The sequence below is a fragment of the Sporosarcina soli genome (genome assembly GCF_042655805.1).
GTDB lineage: Bacteria > Bacillota > Bacilli > Bacillales_A > Planococcaceae > Sporosarcina > Sporosarcina soli.
The window spans coordinates 532,486-551,479 of the sequence record NZ_JBHSNO010000001.1 but is presented as its reverse complement, the minus strand read 5'-3'; the positions used below and the strand labels follow the sequence as shown (position 1 = coordinate 551,479).

14 protein-coding genes, 1 pseudogene and 1 riboswitch are annotated in these 18,994 nt (G+C 41.0%); of the genes and pseudogenes, 13 read left to right on the top strand and 2 right to left on the bottom strand.

Annotated elements, in window-relative coordinates:
* Positions 1 to 192 precede the first annotated feature (192 nt).
* Positions 193 to 772, bottom strand: a pseudogene (locus ACFPRA_RS02685) (alpha/beta hydrolase).
* Positions 773 to 1,292: 520 nt separating this feature from the next.
* Entirely contained in the window at positions 1,293 to 3,068 is a 1,776-nt protein-coding gene (gene thiC / locus ACFPRA_RS02680) for a phosphomethylpyrimidine synthase ThiC (protein ID WP_381430332.1), read from the bottom strand.
* A gap of 181 nt (positions 3,069 to 3,249) precedes the next feature.
* Positions 3,250 to 3,367, bottom strand: a riboswitch (TPP riboswitch).
* Positions 3,368 to 3,593: 226 nt separating this feature from the next.
* Between thiC and ACFPRA_RS02675 the strand changes: the two genes are divergently transcribed.
* The 13 genes from ACFPRA_RS02675 (at position 3,594) to ACFPRA_RS02615 (ending at position 18,994) form a co-directional block, all read left to right on the top strand.
* Entirely contained in the window at positions 3,594 to 3,779 is a 186-nt protein-coding gene (locus ACFPRA_RS02675) for an aldehyde dehydrogenase family protein (RefSeq protein ID WP_381430330.1), read from the top strand.
* Positions 3,780 to 4,253: 474 nt separating this feature from the next.
* Complete coding sequence (locus ACFPRA_RS02670) at positions 4,254 to 5,168, top strand: pyridoxal-phosphate dependent enzyme (RefSeq protein WP_381430327.1); 915 nt, start codon at positions 4,254 to 4,256, stop codon at positions 5,166 to 5,168.
* Positions 5,169 to 7,100: 1,932 nt separating this feature from the next.
* The gene (locus ACFPRA_RS02665) at positions 7,101 to 7,631 is read left to right on the top strand and encodes a cupin domain-containing protein (protein ID WP_381430324.1); all 531 of its coding nucleotides are present in this window, start codon (positions 7,101 to 7,103) and stop codon (positions 7,629 to 7,631) included.
* Between the two features lie 322 nt (positions 7,632 to 7,953).
* The gene (locus tag ACFPRA_RS02660; protein WP_381430321.1) at positions 7,954 to 8,949 is read left to right on the top strand and encodes an NAD(P)/FAD-dependent oxidoreductase; all 996 of its coding nucleotides are present in this window, start codon (positions 7,954 to 7,956) and stop codon (positions 8,947 to 8,949) included.
* Between the two features lie 110 nt (positions 8,950 to 9,059).
* Positions 9,060 to 10,826: a 2-oxoacid:acceptor oxidoreductase subunit alpha gene (locus ACFPRA_RS02655; RefSeq protein WP_381430318.1), complete on the top strand. Its 1,767-nt coding sequence runs from the start codon at positions 9,060 to 9,062 to the stop codon at positions 10,824 to 10,826.
* Positions 10,807 to 11,676, top strand: a complete 870-nt coding sequence (locus ACFPRA_RS02650) for a 2-oxoacid:ferredoxin oxidoreductase subunit beta (protein WP_381430315.1) — start codon at positions 10,807 to 10,809, stop codon at positions 11,674 to 11,676. Before ACFPRA_RS02655 ends, ACFPRA_RS02650 begins: the two co-directional genes overlap by 20 nt.
* A 43-nt stretch (positions 11,677 to 11,719) precedes the next feature.
* Complete coding sequence (locus ACFPRA_RS02645) at positions 11,720 to 11,965, top strand: ferredoxin (RefSeq protein ID WP_381430312.1); 246 nt, start codon at positions 11,720 to 11,722, stop codon at positions 11,963 to 11,965.
* A gap of 243 nt (positions 11,966 to 12,208) precedes the next feature.
* Complete coding sequence (locus ACFPRA_RS02640) at positions 12,209 to 13,003, top strand: alpha/beta fold hydrolase (protein WP_381430309.1); 795 nt, start codon at positions 12,209 to 12,211, stop codon at positions 13,001 to 13,003.
* Between the two features lie 3 nt (positions 13,004 to 13,006).
* Positions 13,007 to 13,816, top strand: a complete 810-nt coding sequence (locus ACFPRA_RS02635; protein WP_381430306.1) for an IclR family transcriptional regulator — start codon at positions 13,007 to 13,009, stop codon at positions 13,814 to 13,816.
* A 249-nt stretch (positions 13,817 to 14,065) separates the two neighbouring features.
* Positions 14,066 to 14,980 (top strand): VOC family protein, encoded by a 915-nt coding sequence (locus ACFPRA_RS02630; RefSeq protein WP_381430304.1) that lies wholly within the window; start codon positions 14,066 to 14,068, stop codon positions 14,978 to 14,980.
* Between the two features lie 26 nt (positions 14,981 to 15,006).
* Entirely contained in the window at positions 15,007 to 15,798 is a 792-nt protein-coding gene (locus ACFPRA_RS02625; RefSeq protein WP_381430301.1) for an SDR family oxidoreductase, read from the top strand.
* Positions 15,799 to 15,815: 17 nt separating this feature from the next.
* The gene (locus ACFPRA_RS02620) at positions 15,816 to 17,507 is read left to right on the top strand and encodes a thiamine pyrophosphate-binding protein (protein ID WP_381430298.1); all 1,692 of its coding nucleotides are present in this window, start codon (positions 15,816 to 15,818) and stop codon (positions 17,505 to 17,507) included.
* Positions 17,508 to 17,536: 29 nt separating this feature from the next.
* Positions 17,537 to 18,994 carry an aldehyde dehydrogenase family protein gene (locus ACFPRA_RS02615; RefSeq protein WP_381430297.1) on the top strand — a complete coding sequence of 486 codons (1,458 nt, stop codon included), beginning with the start codon at positions 17,537 to 17,539 and terminating at the stop codon, positions 18,992 to 18,994.

The window sequence follows — 18,994 nt, the reverse complement described above, 5'->3', positions numbered from 1 at the left end:
TGACTGCTTTTGTCTGTCGGATCATTCCGTATGTACAAAAGCAGTTTTAGTTTATGTGAAGGATGTATGTTTTCAAAAATGAGGAAGTTAGTTTCCGGTAAAAAATAAAGAAGAGGCTGTTCCAGAAAGTCAGTTTTCAATGAGTTTCTAAACAGCCTCTATCAATTAAGAAATCATCTAATTAGAAAAGTGTCACCAATCTAAAGAATCCAAGAACGTATAGACATCTTCATAGACGGTTTCCCGTTCTTTATCCAACGTAATGATATGTCCCGATTGTTCATACCACTTTAATTGTTTATCTTCTGTTTTCACATGATTGTAAATAATTTGCGCGCTTTCTTTATAAAGCGCATCATCTAAATAACCTTGTAAAATCAAAAGAGGGGAGGTGATTCGATTAAGTTTGCCACCCGTTTCTTCAATGGTTTGTTGAAGATCCGTTAAAGAGGGCATAGGTAGCTGTTCAAATTCTGTCATTTCGACTTGAATTTGTTCGTCGTTCTTGCCCTCAAATTTTTATAGCCCTTTGCGTAATTTTGTACGCGTAGATAAAGCTCTTCTTCCGTTTTCGTTTGAACGGGGGCAGACATCGAAACAATACCCTTTACGGGTAGTCTGATCCTACTTTTAAGGCGAGTAATCCACCTAACGAAACGCCCGCAACCGCAATTTCATCGAAACCTTCCGCATTGCCAGTAAAGTCATGCAGTAAAAGAACCGCCTTGTTACCTCCGCTATACGTAAAACTTTTAGGTGCAACTACTTTCATATTCTGTACTCCTTTGTGCCAATGAATAAAGTGATTTTGGTATCAATGTCTCTATTTCATCTTCACGATTAAGGTCATCGGAGATAAGGTCTTTCTGGTTGCGTTTGGATGTTAGCTTTTTTGTTTATGGCTAGTATCATAACGTAGGGGGATCTTATAAATAATTTATAGACTCCGTCAATATCGATGTTGTTTTATAGCGCTGTTTCGTCGGTTTTACCATTCCGACCACATCCGGTCTTTGTCAAGGACGATAAAGAACGTTAAGAGCGCCTTAGAATCACTTGCATTGAAATACTTTATTCAGGTGCGAAAGTTGAGTTAATAATATAAACTATCCACATAATTGCACTTACAACATATTCGATGTGTAATCTCTACTATATAATAATCATGTGAACAATTTTCTTGGAGTTCTTTCAGTGCTGTTTCCAGTATTTTGAGTTGATGCTTGCATTGTTCAATTTTATTCAAAAGTAGATCCGTCTCTTTCATCGTCACTCCCCCCTCCAAAGTGGTCTCAAATGTATAGAGTACCGCCAACCTTTTGAAATTCCTTTGCTTTATCGTCCAAGCCTTTTTCGATTGTAAGTTTTTCTTCTATCTGATTTTGATCTGCATATTTCCGTATATCATGTGATATTCGCATACTGCAAAATTTCGGGCCACACATCGAACAAAAGTGGGAAACTTTTGCTCCTTCAGCTGGTAATGTTTCATCGTGGTATTCCAGTGCACGCTCTGGATCAAGTCCTAAATTGAATTGGTCTATCCAACGGAATTCGAATCGTGCTTTTGAAAGTGCATCATCTCTTTTTTGAGCATTTGGATGGCCTTTCGCAAGATCAGCCGCGTGTGCTGCAATTTTATAGGCTATAACACCTTCTCGGACATCATTTTTGTTTGGTAAACCAAGATGCTCTTTCGGTGTTACATAACAAAGCATTGCCGTACCAAACCAGCCAATCATTGCTGCCCCGATTGCGGATGTAATATGATCATATCCCGGTGCGATATCAGTCGTTAATGGTCCCAATGTATAAAAGGGTGCTTCTTGACAGACTTCCATCTGTTTATCAACGTTTTCTTTAATCAAGTCCATTGGTACGTGACCGGGACCTTCAATCATTACTTGAATATCATGCTTCCATGCAATTTTCGTTAATTCTCCAAGCGTATCCAGTTCTGCAAACTGGGCTTCATCATTGGCATCGGCAATCGAACCTGGTCGTAAACCATCCCCCAAAGAAAATGACACATCATATTGCTTCATAATTTCGCAAATTTCTTCAAAATGAGTATACAAGAAGCTTTCTTTATGATGAATCAGGCACCATTGTGCCATTATTGAACCGCCTCTTGAAACAATCCCAGTGACACGCTTCACGGTCATTGGGATATAACGCAACAATACCCCTGCGTGAAGAGTAAAATAGTCAACACCTTGTTCTGCTTGCTCAATCAATGTATCACGGTAAACTTCCCAAGAAAGATCTTCCACTTTTCCATCTACTTTTTCAAGTGCCTGATAGAGCGGGACCGTTCCGACTGGAACCGGAGAATTACGGATAATCCATTCACGTGTTGTGTGGATATCCTTACCTGTCGATAAATCCATAATTGTATCTGAACCCCAGCGAGTTGCCCATGTCATTTTCTCTACTTCGTTCTCAATGGAGGATGTGACCACAGAATTTCCGATATTAGCATTTATTTTTACATGAAAATTCCTACCGATAATCATCGGCTCCGTTTCTGGATGGTTAATATTTGATGGGATAATGGCTCTTCCATGCGCGACTTCATCACGGACAAAATCTGCATCCATGCCTTCACGTATTGCGATAAACTCCATTTCAGGAGTAACGATTCCTTTTCTCGCATAGTGCATCTGTGTTACATTTTTACCTTCTTTCGCACGTAGTGGTTTTCTTTTCGGTAATTGAAAGTTATTGTTTTCTTTTTCGTTATTCGTTTTATAACCGTTATCTTCCGGCTTTAATTCTCTTCCTTCATATTCCTCTACATCCTCGCGTTCTAAGATCCAGTTTTTCTTTATTGTAGGGAGTCCTTTGCGAATATCCACTTTATATTTGTCATCCGTATATTTACCACTTGTATCATAGACTTGGAGTGGTTCATTCTCACTTTCGCCTCTATCCGTTATCGTCGGTGATAGTTGAATTTCTCTTACAGGTACAAGGATGTCCGGCCTGCTACCTTGAATGTACACTTTCTTGCTCGCTGGAAAACTTTCATAAATGTGAATTGGCATAGTCCCTATTTCTTTGTCCATCAAGTCAATCGTCTCCTCTTTTTTTAGTTTCTTGGTAGACCATAACTCAGTCCAAAGGAAGTCGTTCCTCATTCATAGAACATGAATAATGACACACGATTTATTCACAAAAAAGACTAGATCCAAGTAAATACGGACCTAGTCTCTCTAAATGAAACATACATATTGAATGCATGTCATCAGTAGAATTTAGAAACTTCCCCACGCTGGTATGAGCCAGATCAGGTCCAAAGAGTTAGGAAAACTTAAACGTTTTTTCCCTCTCAGCCCAGACTAACCGGACACCTCTAGTTCAATCTCATTAAATTATTTGGTCTAACAATTCGAAGTATAACTAATAATAAAAAAATGTCAACATTAAGTTCTATTAGTTTGTCTTATATTGTCCGCAGCCAGTCTTCCTAAAGGTGCATTAAATATTGTAATGGGTATGGATGTGGAAGTAGGGGAAACTTTAATAATTGAACCTAGAGTGAAAAAGTGACCTTTAAGGGTAGTAATTCCATTGGATAGAAGATCAAAGAAATGGCTGGGACTAAAAAAGTAACGTTAGGGTTAGGATTTAACGCTCCAATTCTCAATTTTAATGATGCAAATTTAGATGCTTGTGTCTCATCTTTTATTCAAGGTGGTTTTACCTTTGCAAGGCAGGCTTGTGTTTCTGTCCAAAGAATCTACGCACCAAAAAATATATATCCATTACTTGTTTAAAGACTGGTTGTGGAAGCGAAGAAACTAAATGTAGGTGATCCGCTTAAACCGCCAACGGATACTGGTCCAATGATTACAAAATCGATATCTATTGGGCTTTACTGATGGAAGATTGCACCAGAAACAGTTGAAGTGTGGATTAATAAGGTTTCCTAGCTACGCTACGATCACATTCCTTATGGAAGAGTTAAGTTCAGAGGAATAGGTAAAGAAGGTGTTAAATATGCTATTGAAGACATGACGGAATTAAAATTTATTAGTATTAATATGGGTAATCATTAATATATGTTTCGTTATGTGGGCCGCATTTAGTGACCTTTAGATTAGCCTTATTTGTTTATGCCTTATGAACTTAAATAAGAATCTTAATAGCTGGGATCTATTAATAATGTTATTATCTTAATAGCACAAAAACAAATAGGGGATTCGTCAATGTTTGAAAAGGTATTGGAAGCAGCTAAACGTCTAGAAGGTGTGGCCCATAAAACCCCGGTAATGACTTCACAATTGCTTGATAAGCAGACTGGAAACACGATTTTCTTAAAATGTGAGAATTTACAGCGCATCGGAGCGTTCAAATTTTGTGGTGCCTATAATGCTGTCAGTTCTCTGCCACAGGATGTTCGCGGGAAAGGGATCATTACTTACTCTTCAGGTAATCATGCCCAGGCTGTCGCTCTGACAGGTAATTTGTTGAAAGTACATACAACAGTCGTCGTCCCTTCGGATACGGCACCAGTGAAAATTGCTGCCGCCAAGTCCTATGGTGCCGATATTGTCTACTACGACCGGGCAAAGGAGAGGCGAGAGGATGTGACCCAACAGCTGATCGATAAAAACGGTTATATCTTTATCCCGCTATTTGATAATGAGGAAGTAATAGCCGGACAGGGAACGGCTGCCAAGGAATTAATTGAGGAGGTCGGAGAACTGGACTATCTTTTGGTTCCATGCAGTGGGGGCGGAATGCTCAGCGGCAGTGCTATTAGTAGTAAACATTTGCTTCCTCAGTGTCAGGTTATTGGCGTGCAGCCTGAATTGGTCGATTATGCAGTACGTTCATTCAATACCGGTGAACTCCACCGTATAGACAATCCGCAGACGATTGTCGATGGGCTACGAGGTACGTCATTAGGGAATCTTAATTTCCCTATTCTCAGAGAACTTGTCGACGATATGATCACTGTCAGGGACGAAGGTGTGATAACGACGATGCACTATCTCTGGAGCCGTCTGAAAATAGTCGTCGAATTAGCGGGAGCAGTCAGTCTAACTCCTTTGTTTCATCGTGATTTCTCAGTGGAAGGTAAACGTATTGGTTTCATAGTAAGTGGTGGGAATGTGGATGTCCGAAATGCCGGAGAACTGTTTGCGGAAATCAGAGATTAGAATTCCTAAAGTATAAAGAATTGCACCAACAATCAATTTTAATTCAAATAGTAAGATGATGAAATGATGGTACATATTGAAGTTGCAGCAGAACAAAAATCACAGGAATTGGTCTTGAAATTCCTTCTATTCCTTATCATCCCAATTTCCATTTTGATGAAGAACGTTAATTAAAGTTGGAATATAGATAGTTTTTGCGGTAAGGAACGAAATTGCTAAAGGGGGCTATCCATTCGCGCTATCCCCGCAGGAGTCGCTAACTTTCATTTTAAGCAACTAATATTCTCTTCAAAAACAGAAAGTCAATATCCAAAAAATCGTCCATTTTAGTAAAATGGAAGTGACCAGGCAACCATTATAGAAAGGACGATTTTTTATGTGAAATCTAAAGATTACCACTCATGATTATAACACACAGCTTCCATTCGCATTAGAGGAAAATAAATTAAACATATCTAAGTGACAACTGTCACCCCCGTTTAAACCCTACAATAACCTTCAAAGTTTTGCCATCTTTGACATACAGGCTCTAATCCCGAAACATCATTTTGCGCGTAGTAGATGAAATGCTAGAAGCAATTCCTAATGAGCAGCTTTTTGCTCATTATTCAGGTGGTGGCGTAGTTCCTGTCATCAAAAGATGATGTTAAAAGTCAGCCTTTACGCATACTCACAGAAAGAATACGCGTGTCGCGGAATCGAGAAATTGATCCGAGAAAACTTGCCAGCAATGATGGACGAATTATTTGAAACGATGATTCTGAAACTAATTGATGACAACATATCACAATGAAAAATTACTTCTTGAGCGAAACAAAAATCGAGTCCCGTGCCTAAAAATATTCTTTTGTGTGGAAAAAACCAACCTTTCGTATCTAAGGGAAATCGAAGAAAAAGATTCAGGAAACCCTTCAAAATAAATATGAAATCGCTCGAGCCATAGGCAATCGGCAGGTTTATTGGAATCCGATATGTGAAGAAATGCAAGCAAAAGCCAAAACTAAAACATCCCTTGAATGTAAGAGGAAAGCAGCTATCAACGCTCGACGTAAAATTGAGGAGTAATGTGAGTTCGGTCACATCAAGGGAAATCGTTCGTTCCGCAGATTTCTACTAGAAGTCTTGGAAAAGGTCCACATTGAATTCGGAATTGTGGTGTTGCACAATCTCCTGAAATTAACAGGCATACGCCAGCTAATTTTTAGAACAAAGACAAAAAGATACAAAAGAGGTGGAGAAAATTATTTTCTCCACCTCTTTTACTTTGAGGAAATATCAGACATCTCCATCTTTTTGTGTGCCCAGCATCGCTAAAAATGCGTGAAACGGATGATGAATAAAATCCGATAGATTACTTCAAGGAAAAGCCTTTACGATGCTCTATCGAATCAAGAAACTCAATCAGTATCTGATGGGAAGGTGTGGCTACTCCACATTAGCAGATACACCAAGCATCTTCAGAAAATTGGATTAGGAAGATGTATATATGAAAGGATTGGAAGCAACCAAGAAACCAAGAAGCCAAGGTGTGAAAATTCGCGTAGGGGATACTGGAGTATTTCCAAAATCCTAATATTACTCGTAGGCCTAGGAAACTCCTACTGGAGTTAAAAATCTGCAATTACGTGACAAAAATTTACGTCATCTATCTTAATTGAACGTCGTATACCGAATGGTTCGTACAGTGGTGTGAGAGGTCGGATATAGCACCCCACCTGCTCGATTTATGTCTATCTGGGTGTACCTGCACCTTGACACTGCTGATTTTTTCATAGCTTTTCGTCAAACAGCGGATTATTTATTAGAAAATTTTAAACCTTGTGTTGACAATGTATTTGTTTAGAAGTATGATATAAACAAATAGAAACATTGTTTTCTATATAAAACATAGGCTTCTTCGTTAAGAAGTCTAAAAATAGGGAGGAAGAACACATGGAGTTCACAACAGTAGAGGATTTTGAAAAGAAGTATATTGCGAGATTGGGAGATAGAAAGCTGGATTGGAACGTTTTAAAGTTCCAAGAAGAAGTAGATCCGAGATATCGCCGTGCACAAATGCGCTATATTGGACGCGGTGCGACAGCAAACAAAGATTCAAATGTAATTGAAGCAAACAACTTCACATTAAGTACGATGGTTTTACCAGCAGGTTCAATTGGTCCGTTGCACTTACACTCAGACGTGGAAGAAGTGTTCTTCATTTTGGAAGGTGAAATGACAGTACTTTTAGAGCATGAAGGAAAAGAGTATGAGATCAAAATGAATAAGCGCGACTGTGTCAGCGTACCGCCGGGCATACAGCGTGGAATCCGGAACGATGGAAATGAAGATGCAATGATGCTTGTTATGCTTGGTGCGGCAAAGCCACAACTACCGACATATCCAGAAGGCAGCGAACTTGAAAACATCCGCATTGAGCGTGCAAAAGAAAGAGAAGCGATTGTAGCACAGGCAGACCGCTAATTTATCGATGGGTCAACTAATCTTCATTCAGCGAATCTTTTTGTATCGAAAGAAAAGCGTTGTCTGTAGAAGACTGTCACCTTTAGAGGTGACAAAATGAAAGCGGTTTAATTATTCGGTGAAGTGGGTCACCAGAATCCAGATGTTCGGGTCACAAGTCATTCCAAGCTGTAGCGACAAAGCAATCGCTTCGTGGATTGACTTGTGCCAGCCACATCTAGTAGATGCAATTACGTTTCAGCGTAATTGATTACATAGTTTTATATTTTGCTCAACGGTAAAGGTCCATCGGCATGAACCGGAGAAAAGTGAGGGATTCAAAATGAATATAGATGAGAAAGTATACGACATTACAATAATTGGAGGAGGTCCTGCTGGATTATTTACTGCATTCTATGGAGGGATGCGGGAAGCCAGTGTGAAGATTATAGAAAGCTTACCTCAGTTAGGTGGCCAGTTGTCTGCACTTTATCCGGAAAAGTATATTTATGATATTGCTGGATTACCGAAAGTCCGTGCACAAGAATTGATCGAGAATTTAAAAGTACAAGTGAATATGTTTCCGACGACAATCTGTTTGGAGCAAGCTGTACAAACAGTGGAAAAGCAAGAAAATGGTTTTTTAAAACTTCAAACGAATCGAGGAATTCATTTTTCAAGAACGATCATTATTACGGCAGGGAACGGGGCATTTGAACCTCGACGGTTGGGGATTGAAGGCGCGGAGCAATTCGAAGGGAAAAACCTGCATTATTTCATTGACAACTTGAATAGGTTTACGGATAAAGAAGTGGCGGTATGTGGCGGGGGAGACTCAGCGGTCGACTGGGCATTGATGCTCGAACCGATTGCGAAAAGAGTTTCCATCATCCATCGACGCGATAAATTCCGTGCCCACGAACATAGCGTGCAAAATCTGAAAAGATCCAGTGTGGTGATTAAAACCCCTTATGAGCCTTCTGAACTGATCGGGGATGAAAGCGGTATCAAACAAATCGTCATTGAAGAGTCTAAAACTGAAAATCGTGAAGTAATCAATGTTGATGACTTTATCGTTAATTATGGATTCGTTTCCGCGCTTGGTCCAATTAAAGATTGGGGTTTGGAAATCGAGAAAAACTCTATAGTCGTTAACAAAAAAATGGAAACGAATATTCCTGGCATTTATGCTGTTGGGGACATTGCCACGTATGAAGGGAAAGTGAAACTGATCGCTACTGGTTTCGGAGAGGCACCGGTCGCAGTAAGTAATGCAAAACAGTATATTGACCCGAAAGTGAAACTACAACCGAAACATAGTACGGCAATCTTTGCATAAGGATTTGCGATATATATAAGTTGAATTAATTTAGGTGATTGACATAAATCAGCGGTTGTATGTTAACTTAAATGATTTTAACAATACCGTGCTAATAGGGGGCAGATTTCATGAAAAAAGATCTATCGTGGAAAGTAGGAGGACAGCAAGGAGAAGGGATAGAAAGTACGGGGGAGATTTTCTCTAAAACACTGAACCGACTAGGTTACTATTTATATGGATATCGCCACTTTTCATCTAGAATTAAAGGCGGTCATACGAATAATAAAATTCGCGTCTGTACTGAAAAAGTCCAAACAGTAGCAGATGATTTAGATATACTCCTTGCATTTGATCAGGAGACGATTGATCTAAACTATCACGAATTACATGAAGATGGCGTGATCATTGCTGATACAAAATTTAAACCAGTGAAGCCGGAAGACTCAAAGGCTGAACTTTATTCTGTTCCATTTACTGAAATCGCTTTCGAATTAGGTACTTCTTTGATGAAAAATATGGTAGCGATTGGTGCTACTTGTGCTGTTATGAATTTAGATGTTGAGGATTTCTCTGTTGTCATCCAAGAGATATTTGGAAGAAAAGGTGGAGATATGGTTCAGAAAAATATGGAGGCTATCCAAGCGGGTTATGTGTATACGCAAAATAGCATTGGAGATAGAGCAACCTCTTTATTTCTTGAAAAAGTAGAAAATAACCAAAAGCATATGTTTATGATCGGGAATGATGCTATTGCGCTTGGTGCATTGACAGCAGGAGTCCGCTTTATGCCTGCTTACCCAATTACGCCTGCATCTGATATTATGGAGTATTTAATTAAAAAGCTACCGGGAGTCGGTGGGACAGTCATTCAAACAGAAGATGAAATTGCTGCTGTGACGATGGCAATTGGTTCTAACTATGCGGGGGCTCGTTCTTTCACTGCTTCATCTGGTCCTGGGTTATCATTAATGATGGAAGCGATTGGCCTTTCCGGCATGACGGAAACACCTCTTGTTGTTGTTGATACACAGCGGGGTGGCCCATCTACTGGATTACCGACAAAGCAAGAACAATCAGATTTAATGGCGATGATTTATGGAAACCACGGAGAGATCCCGAAGGTTGTCATTGCGCCAAGCACGGTTGAAGAAGCTTTTTACGATACGATTGAAGCATTTAATATTGCCGAAGAATATCAGTGCCCTGTTATTTTATTATCCGATTTGCAGCTTTCGTTAGCAAAGCAAACTGTAGAGCCTTTTGATTATGATAAAGTACAAATTCGAAGAGGAAAGTTAATTACGAATGACATTGAACAAACGGAAGAGAAGGATTATTTTAAACGTTATGAAGTAACGGAAGATGGTGTCTCTCCACGTGTGATTCCAGGGGTGAAAGGTGGTATTCATCATGTAACAGGGGTCGAGCACGATGAAACCGGTAGACCAAATGAAACTGCATTGAATCGTAAACAGCAAATGGATAAAAGAATGCGTAAATTATCCAACTTGGCAGAACGTTTTCCAAATCCGATTACAGTGGATATTCCTATAACAAAAACCGATCTTTTATTAATAGGATTTAATGCAACCCGTGGTGCGATTGAAGAAGCTGTCCTTCGTCTGAGAGAAGAAGGATTGAATGTAAATCACTTGCAAGTTCGTCTCATTCACCCATTCCCGACGTCAGCTATCAAACCCTATATAGAGGGGGCAGATCATGTATTAGTTGTAGAAAGCAATGCAACGGGGCAACTTGCCAATATTATAAAAATGAATGTTGGTCATGTAGATAAAATTCAAAGCATGCTGAAATATGATGGTGATCCATTCCAGCCACACCATATTTACGACGAGAGCAAGGAGTTGTTAGAACATGTCTACATCAACAGTTAAAGATTTTAGAAATAGTGTGAAGCCAAACTGGTGTCCAGGCTGTGGAGATTTCTCTGTACAAGCAGCGATCCAGCGTGCTGCAGCTAATCTAAATCTTTCTCCAGAAAATCTGGCGGTTATCTCTGGAATTGGCTGTTCAGGTCGTATTTCAGGATATATTAGATCATACGGTCTACATGGAATCCATGGAAGGGCACTTCCGATTGCTCAAGGAGTAAAGATGGGGAACCGTGATCTGACTGTCGTTGCAGCAGGAGGAGATGGTGATGGTTTTGCAATTGGGATTGGACATACGATTCATGCAATGAGACGTAATATGGATATTACTTATATCGTAATGGATAATCAAATTTATGGATTGACAAAAGGTCAGACATCACCTCGTTCAGAGGATGGATTTATCACATCGTCAACACCCGAAGGATCTATTGAAAAAGCATTATCTCCAATGGAGATGGCGATTACGAGTGGAGCTAGCTTCGTGGCACAATGTTTTTCAGCGGATATTAAAGAATTGACCGCGACTGTAGAAGCGGGGATACAACATAAAGGTTTTTCAATCATTAACGTCTATAGTCCATGTGTTACTTACAATAAAGTAAACACGTATGATTGGTTCAAAGAGAATTTGACCAAGTTAAATGATATTGAAGGGTACGATTCTTCAAACCGCGAATTGGCAATGAATACTTTAATGAAGCATGATAGCCTCGTAACCGGAATTGTCTATCAAGAAGAGAGACCTTCTTACCAGGAATTAGTGAAAGGGTATGCAGAGCAGCCCTTGGCCCATATGAAGCCCGAGTTACAATCCGAACTTTTCCAGGAATTTGTAAAAGAGTTCATCTAGTTAAATCAATTGAGAATATCAACATGAAAAGGGGATTACCAATATGAAGAAGTATACATTAGTAGACCAAGAGACTTGTATCGCTTGCAGTGCGTGTGGAGCTTCTGCCCCCGATATATTTGATTATAATGATGATGGCCTATCTTATAGTATTCTCGACGATAATAAAGGCGTTACTCCAATAGAAGAAGATTTAGTAGATGACCTTTTGGATGCTTATGAAGGATGTCCAACAGACTCGATACAAGTCGCAGATGAACCGTTTATACGCGTAGCTGAAACAGTATAAAGACAATGTGGATTCTTTATTTCAATTATAGACAGGGGGGAATAAGAGATCACTTCTTATTTCCTTTTTTTATTGTCTTGGAATGTAATTTGAAGTGAATGCGTGTTGGGAATAGTCAGACATGTCATTTGGAAGTCGCTTGACTTTACGAAGAGTAAGTACGTACAATCGATATAAATATCGGGAACTTTGTTTTATTGCTAAAACATAGAAAAACGATAAAAATGCTTGAGGAGGGGTTTTATGTCGAAAGTGGAATTGGAAGATCTGTCTATTCATTACCTTATTGAAGGAAGCGGTCCTCCGCTTGTCTTATTGCATGGCTTGGGAAATAACTCGAAGTCATGGATCCGCCAGTTGGAAGAGCTGAAGAAAGATTATACGGTAATTGCTTGGGATGCCCCCGGTTACGGTCGAAGTTCAGACCCTGTTCCAGAATTACAACATTTTTCCCAGTTTGCGGATCATTTAAAGAGGTTTCTGGATGGACTTCAATTCAAGGAAGTCTATTTGTTAGGGCATTCGATGGGGTCGGCGATTGCGATCGATTTTGCGATAAGATTTCCTGAAATGGTTACCAAATTGATGATCGCTGCACCGACCCGGGGAGCGGCGGCGCTCGATGAAGAAGAAAATGCAAAGAAAAGAAAAGCCAGGCATGATCTTGTGGAAAATTCTTCACCGAAAGAATTGGCAAGAGAAAGAACGCCGGCGCTGCTCGCTGCAAATGTTGAACCTGCAATTTTGGAATATGCGCAAAATATTATGGCTGAAGTCAGACCTGCGGGTTATAAATCCGTTGCCAATAGTTTATATCATTTGAATCAAATGGATGAGTATCCTAAAGTTACGGTTCCTACACTTGTCATTTGTGGAGAAGAGGACCAAGTAACGCCTGTTAGCGAGTCGGAAATTATCGTTGAAAGGCTGAAAGACGGGCGTTTAAAGACAATAGCGGATGCAGGCCATCTCAGTTACTTGGAAAAACCGGAAGTATTCAATAGATATGTACTCGATTTTTTAAGAGAGGAGGAATAAATAATGGCGACCACAGAAAAGAAAGTCGAAAAGAAAAAAAGTGATAATGAAAAATATCTTTCAAATTCCATCATACGTGGACTGGAAGTTTTAAAGATGTTCAGTGTAGAAAATCAAACTTTTTCCTTAGCAGAAATTGCGAGTAATTTAGGTGTCAGCCGAACAACGCCTTATCGCATTTTATATACATTGGAAGAGTGCGGCTATATTTATCAAGATAGTCATACGAAGCGCTATGGACTTAGACCGAAAGTGCTTGAACTAGGCTTTACTTATTTAAACAGCCTCCAACTACCTGAACTGGCAGCGCCTTATTTGGAGAAGTTAAGAGACGAAACGGGAATGTCCTCACATATGGGGATGTTGGACGGGAACGAAATTGTGTATATCGCCAGGTATCCCGCAAGAAGTGTCGCTACGATTACAATTAACGTCGGATCGCATCTGCCTGTCCATGCTACGGCGATGGGGAAGTGTCTATTGGCACATTTACCTGGAGAGGAAAAAGAAGAGTTGCTGGCGGAACTTGGAGCATTGCAGATGCCAGATGCACCGAAAGTCGAAATCCAAAGCTTGAGGGATGAGTTACAATCCATTAGAGAGCAAGGATATGTCTTCCATAAAGGTGAGTTTGAAACAGGGGTTTGGTCTGTCGCTTGCCCAGTCTTCGGGAAAGGCAATAAGGTAATTGCCGCTATAAACATAGCCACATCACAGCATTTGGCAGATGAAGAGCTGATGAAAGAAAAGATTATCCCTGCTGTCTGTCAAATAGCTGAAGAAATATCCTCATTTGTGGTATTGACTACTTAATATGTATTCCAGAAAGATTCGATGAATTCTAGCTTATAGGCACAGAAATGATTTGCGCCCTTGCGTGAATTATATTTGTGCCTAATTGTTGCGGATGAATTAATTGTTGATAAATCTGAAAATTTAGTTGACAAAGATGTAAGAGTAAGATAATGTGAATATTAGTAATAGAAACAATGTTTTTTATATAAAACAATGCTGTGTTGTAAAAGCTCACTAGGGAGAAAAATTTGAAAGGTGGGAAACTCAATGCTTGAAATAACACATTTACGTCACATAGGTTTAATTACACCTAACTTGGAAGAACAAATTGAATTTTACAGGGATGTATGGGGATTGGATGTTGTCTCACAAGATGACAATCATGTCTATTTCCGCGGTTCAAGTCCAGAACATCATATTCTTCATTTGCAACGAGGTGAGAAAAGAGGGCTTCATCATATTGCATTTGGTATGGTGGACAAAATAGCGGTAGACAAAGCAGCAATCTATTTGGAAGAGAAAGGAGTGGAGATCATCCAACAGCCGGGCTATCTGGATGAAGTGGGCGGCGGATATGGCCTTCGTTTCGTAGACTATGAAAATCGCTGCTTTGAGCTTTCTACATGGGTAGACATTCACACAGAACCGTGGCAAAGAAAAGTCGATTCAAACCCGCTTTACTTGAACCATATTGTCTTGAATACAACTGATATCCAGCGATCAACAGATTTCTTCACTGAAGTGCTCGGCTTTATGGTTTCGGATTGGAGCGAGGATCAGATGGTGTTCCTGCGGTGCGATAAAAATCATCATGAAATTTCGTTTAATCGAGCGGACCATGCATCGGTCAATCATATCGCCTATGAAGTGGAAGGTGTGGATGAGGTGATGCGCGGCATCGGTAACGTCAGAAAAAAAGGATACAAAGAGATTTGGGGACCGGGAAGACACGGACCAGGCAATAACATCTTCTGTTATTTCCAAGATCCAGGCGGGTTTGTTATGGAGTACACATGCTATGTAGATGTGATCGAAGATAAAAAGACATGGCGCGCGCAAGTTTGGAAGCGTGTACCACATTTATCGGATAGATGGGGAATTGCAGGACCCCCTACACCGGAGACTAGGGCGAAGATGGCAGGAGAGCCGGATCCCGGTTGGGCTTTAATGAATGCGAAGTGATGGAAAAAGGGGGGGGGCTAAGTAAGATGGATTTAAATTTAAAAGACAAAGTTGTTGTCGTCATGGGCGGCACTGCAGGTATCGGTTTTGAAACAACAAGGATGCTGTTGGAAGAAGGAGCGAAAGTTGCCATTTGCGGACGGAGCCAAGATCGTTTAGACAAAGCGATCGAAAAATTGACGGATGATTCGAACAGAGATCATTTATTCGGCATGACATGCGATGTTTCCAAGCGTAAAGACGTAGAAGCATTCATCAATGCGACAGGTGAATATTTCGATAGAATTGATGTGCTAGTCAATAATGCAGGACGAAGTATTATGTCTCACTTCTTCGACATTACCGATGAGCAATGGCAAGAACAAATTAATCTGAAATATTTTGCAGTCATTTACGCGGTCCAAGCAGTTGTCCCGTTCATGAAAGCGCAAGGAAAAGGCCGAATTATCAATATGAATGCGACACTTTCCAAAGAGCCGGAACCACATATGGTCGCAACTGCCGCAACGAGAGCAGGATTGCTGAATTTGACGAAAAGCTTATCGCACGAATTGGCGAAAGATAATATACTCATCAATACAATTAGCCTTGGGTTGATCAAAACGGACCAATGGGAACGGAGAAGATTGGAACGAGCACCTGATTTAGATCCAGAAGTGTATTATAAAGAGTTGGCGGAAAACAGAAAAATCCCACTGGCTCGGGTCGGCTTACCTGAAGAAGTTGGCAACGTCATTTTATTTTTAGCTTCGGAACGTGCCAGCTATGTCACAGGCGCAAATATAGAAGTATCGGGTGGATTAAGTAAAGTTTTATAGGACAAGGGGGACTTGGGGTGGAAAGTACACAAAAGCAATTTACGGTAGCGGATGCAATCGTAAAGGAATTAGTCAATGAGGGGGTTGAAACCGCTTACGGTATTGTGAGTATTCACAACATGCCGATTTACGATGCGATCTTACGTGAAGGCAGTATCGACTTGGTTTGTGCACGTGGAGAGAGCGGGGCAGTGAACATGGCTGACGGGCACGCAAGGTCGACTGGAAAGCTGGGCGTGGCGATTACGAGTACAGGAACAGGTGCGGGAAATGCGGCAGGTTCTTTGGTGGAAGCATGGAGTGCTGGCGTCCCACTATTACATATAACCGGTGAAGTATCTTCTGAACAAATAGGGACAGGCAGAGGATATATCCACGAGTGCAAAAATCAGCTTCAAATGATGGAGGGAGCTTGTAAAAAGGCTTATCAATTAAAGGTTCCCGAGCAGGCAACTGGATTTATCCGTAAAGCGATCAAGGAAGCATTCCAAACACCATCAGGTCCAATAAGTGTTGAAATTCCAATCGATTATCAATCAGCCATTATTCCAGATACTCCGATTTACGATGAATTGGCATCTAGTTCTTCTACACAAGAAGAATTCATTGTACCTGAAGCCGTTGTGCAGACGATGAAAGAAGCGAAGCGGCCAGTATTATGGGTCGGAAACGGAGCAATTTTGTCAGGTGCTTCCGAACAAATCAGACAGTTGGCTGAAATGACGGACGCGCCTGTCATTACGAGCCAATCGGCTAAAGGGATCATTCCGGAAGATCATCCGCAATGTATTGGACATTTTGGTGCTTCTCCGGAAACAAAACAATTTTTGGCAAATGCTGATTTACTTATTAGCATTGGGGTACGTTTCCGAAGTAATGAAACTTCTGGCTGGTCAGTTGAAGTACCGGAAAACCATATTACAATCGATGCCGATTATTTGGCAGTCAGTCGAAATTATGAGGCGAAGTATGGGGTGGTCGGAGATATCAAAACGGTCGTAGAAAGCCTTGTCACTCAACTGGAAGCGAGCGGTTACACGAAGCCGGGCGGTGAATATAGTGAAGAAGTCCAGCAATTGCGTGAAACGCTCAGAGCCAAGCTTCGCGAAACATTAGGCCCTTATGAAAATATTTTGGACAGTATGAGAAACAGATTAGATGAAAAAACGATTTTTGTCAGAGACGTCACCATTCCAGCGAACGTTTGGGGAAGCCGACTGTTCGAGATTTATAAACCACGCCATTCAATTCATGCTTCAGGCGGCGGAATTGGGCAAGCTTTACCGACAGGGATCGGTGCTCAAAAAGCGAATCCTGATAAACGGGTTGTCGTATTAGCAGGGGATGGCGGCTTCATGGTCAATATTGGTGAACTTGCGACAGCAGTCCAAGAGAACCTTCCGATGATCATCCTAGTGTTTGATGATAGCGGTTACGGTGTACTTCGAAATATTCAAGATGCGGCGTATGGCCGACAAGTCGCTGTCGATTTGGTCAGTCCGGATTTTGTACAGCTCGCACATTCGATGGGAATAGAGTCAACGAGGGTGGGTTCTGCTGATGCATTTGACCAAGCGTTGGAGAAGGCGACAGAGTCAGATAAGATGACTTTGATTGTCGTCGATATGGAAGCGGTAGGACCGATGGCTAAACCATTCGGAGGGCCCCCGGGTGTCGCTTCATCATTTCAACCGAAGAAAATAAAATAAGATCGTTCAATGGAAATGAGGGAGACAATTTGGTCTATAAAACGGAAGCAACTTTGCAAATTTCAGGAAAGATATTAGTGAACGGTGAATGGTTAACGTTAGAAAAGCACAAAGACGTCATCAATCCCGCCGTCACAAGTGAAGTCGTCGGTTTTATCGGAATGGCATCCGAAGAGGATGTAGACCGGGCGATTACGGTAGCGGCAGATGCATATCCAACATGGTCGCAAACAGCATTGGATGAACGGATTGAGCGTGTTCACCAAGTGTGGGAGCGTGTGAAAGACCGCGTCAATGAGTACACGACATTATTTGTCAGAGAAAATGGGAAAACTTTGCTAGAAGGTAAGTTAGATATTCAAAGATGTGTTCAGATTTTAAAAGAAATGCCAGAAAACCTGAAAAATTGGTATGAGCCAAAAGATTTGTCGGGGCCAGCCCAACAGGTCGAAGTACGGAGACGTCCGAGAGGCGTGACGGCAATTATTACACCATGGAATTCTCCGATGATCTTAACGTTCAAGCGGGTCATACCGGCTATTTTGACAGGAAACACAGTCGTTTTCAAACCTGCGACAGATTGTCCATTGACGATTATGGTCTTCATGAAAGAGCTGGCTGATTGTCTACCACCAGGGGTTTTGAACGTCGTGACAGGTTCGGGCGGTCTGATCGGCGATCGAATTGCGAAGGATGAACGGGTCCGGACAATTGCGTTTGTAGGTGGCACAAGTACAGGGAAAGTATTGATGGAAAAGTCTTCGTCCACTTTGAAAAAATTAAATATGGAACTGGGTGGTAATGACCCTGCTATTATATTGGCCGATGCTGATTTAAACAAGGAAACAATCCTCAAGTTAAGAAATGGAGTTTTGAAAGGTGCTGGGCAAGTATGTTCTGCCATTAAACGTATTTATGTCCACGAATCAAGATACGAAGAGTTATTGGATAAGCTAAGCGAAGAATTCAACAAAACAATTGTCGGAAACGGGATCCAGCCAGATGTCAAAATGGGCCCATTGAACAATGAATCACAATTCCGTTTTGTGAGAGATTTGATTGACCGCGCGGAAAAAGAAGGTGCCAAAGTGCATTACTTTGGTAGAAAACTGAACGAGGCTACGTGGGATGACGGATATTTCATGCTTCCAGCCATCATTACAAATGTGAATCAGGAAAGCGAAATCATGAGAACGGAGCAATTCGGTCCTGTCATTCCGGTAATGCCGTTCAAAGATGTAGAGCAAGTGATCGATTATGCGAATGATTCAGAATACGGATTGCGGGCATCCATTTGGACGACTGACATCGAAGCAGCAAAACGGTTGGCTGATCGTATCGAAGCTGGCGCCATATTCTTTAACAATCATACGATTTTCAAAGATTTACGTCTCGATTTTCCAGGAATTAAAGAAAGTGGTCTATCAAGCGTGACAGAATTTGGCGGCTTTGAACATTTCACTGATTCATATGGATTCGCTGATTAA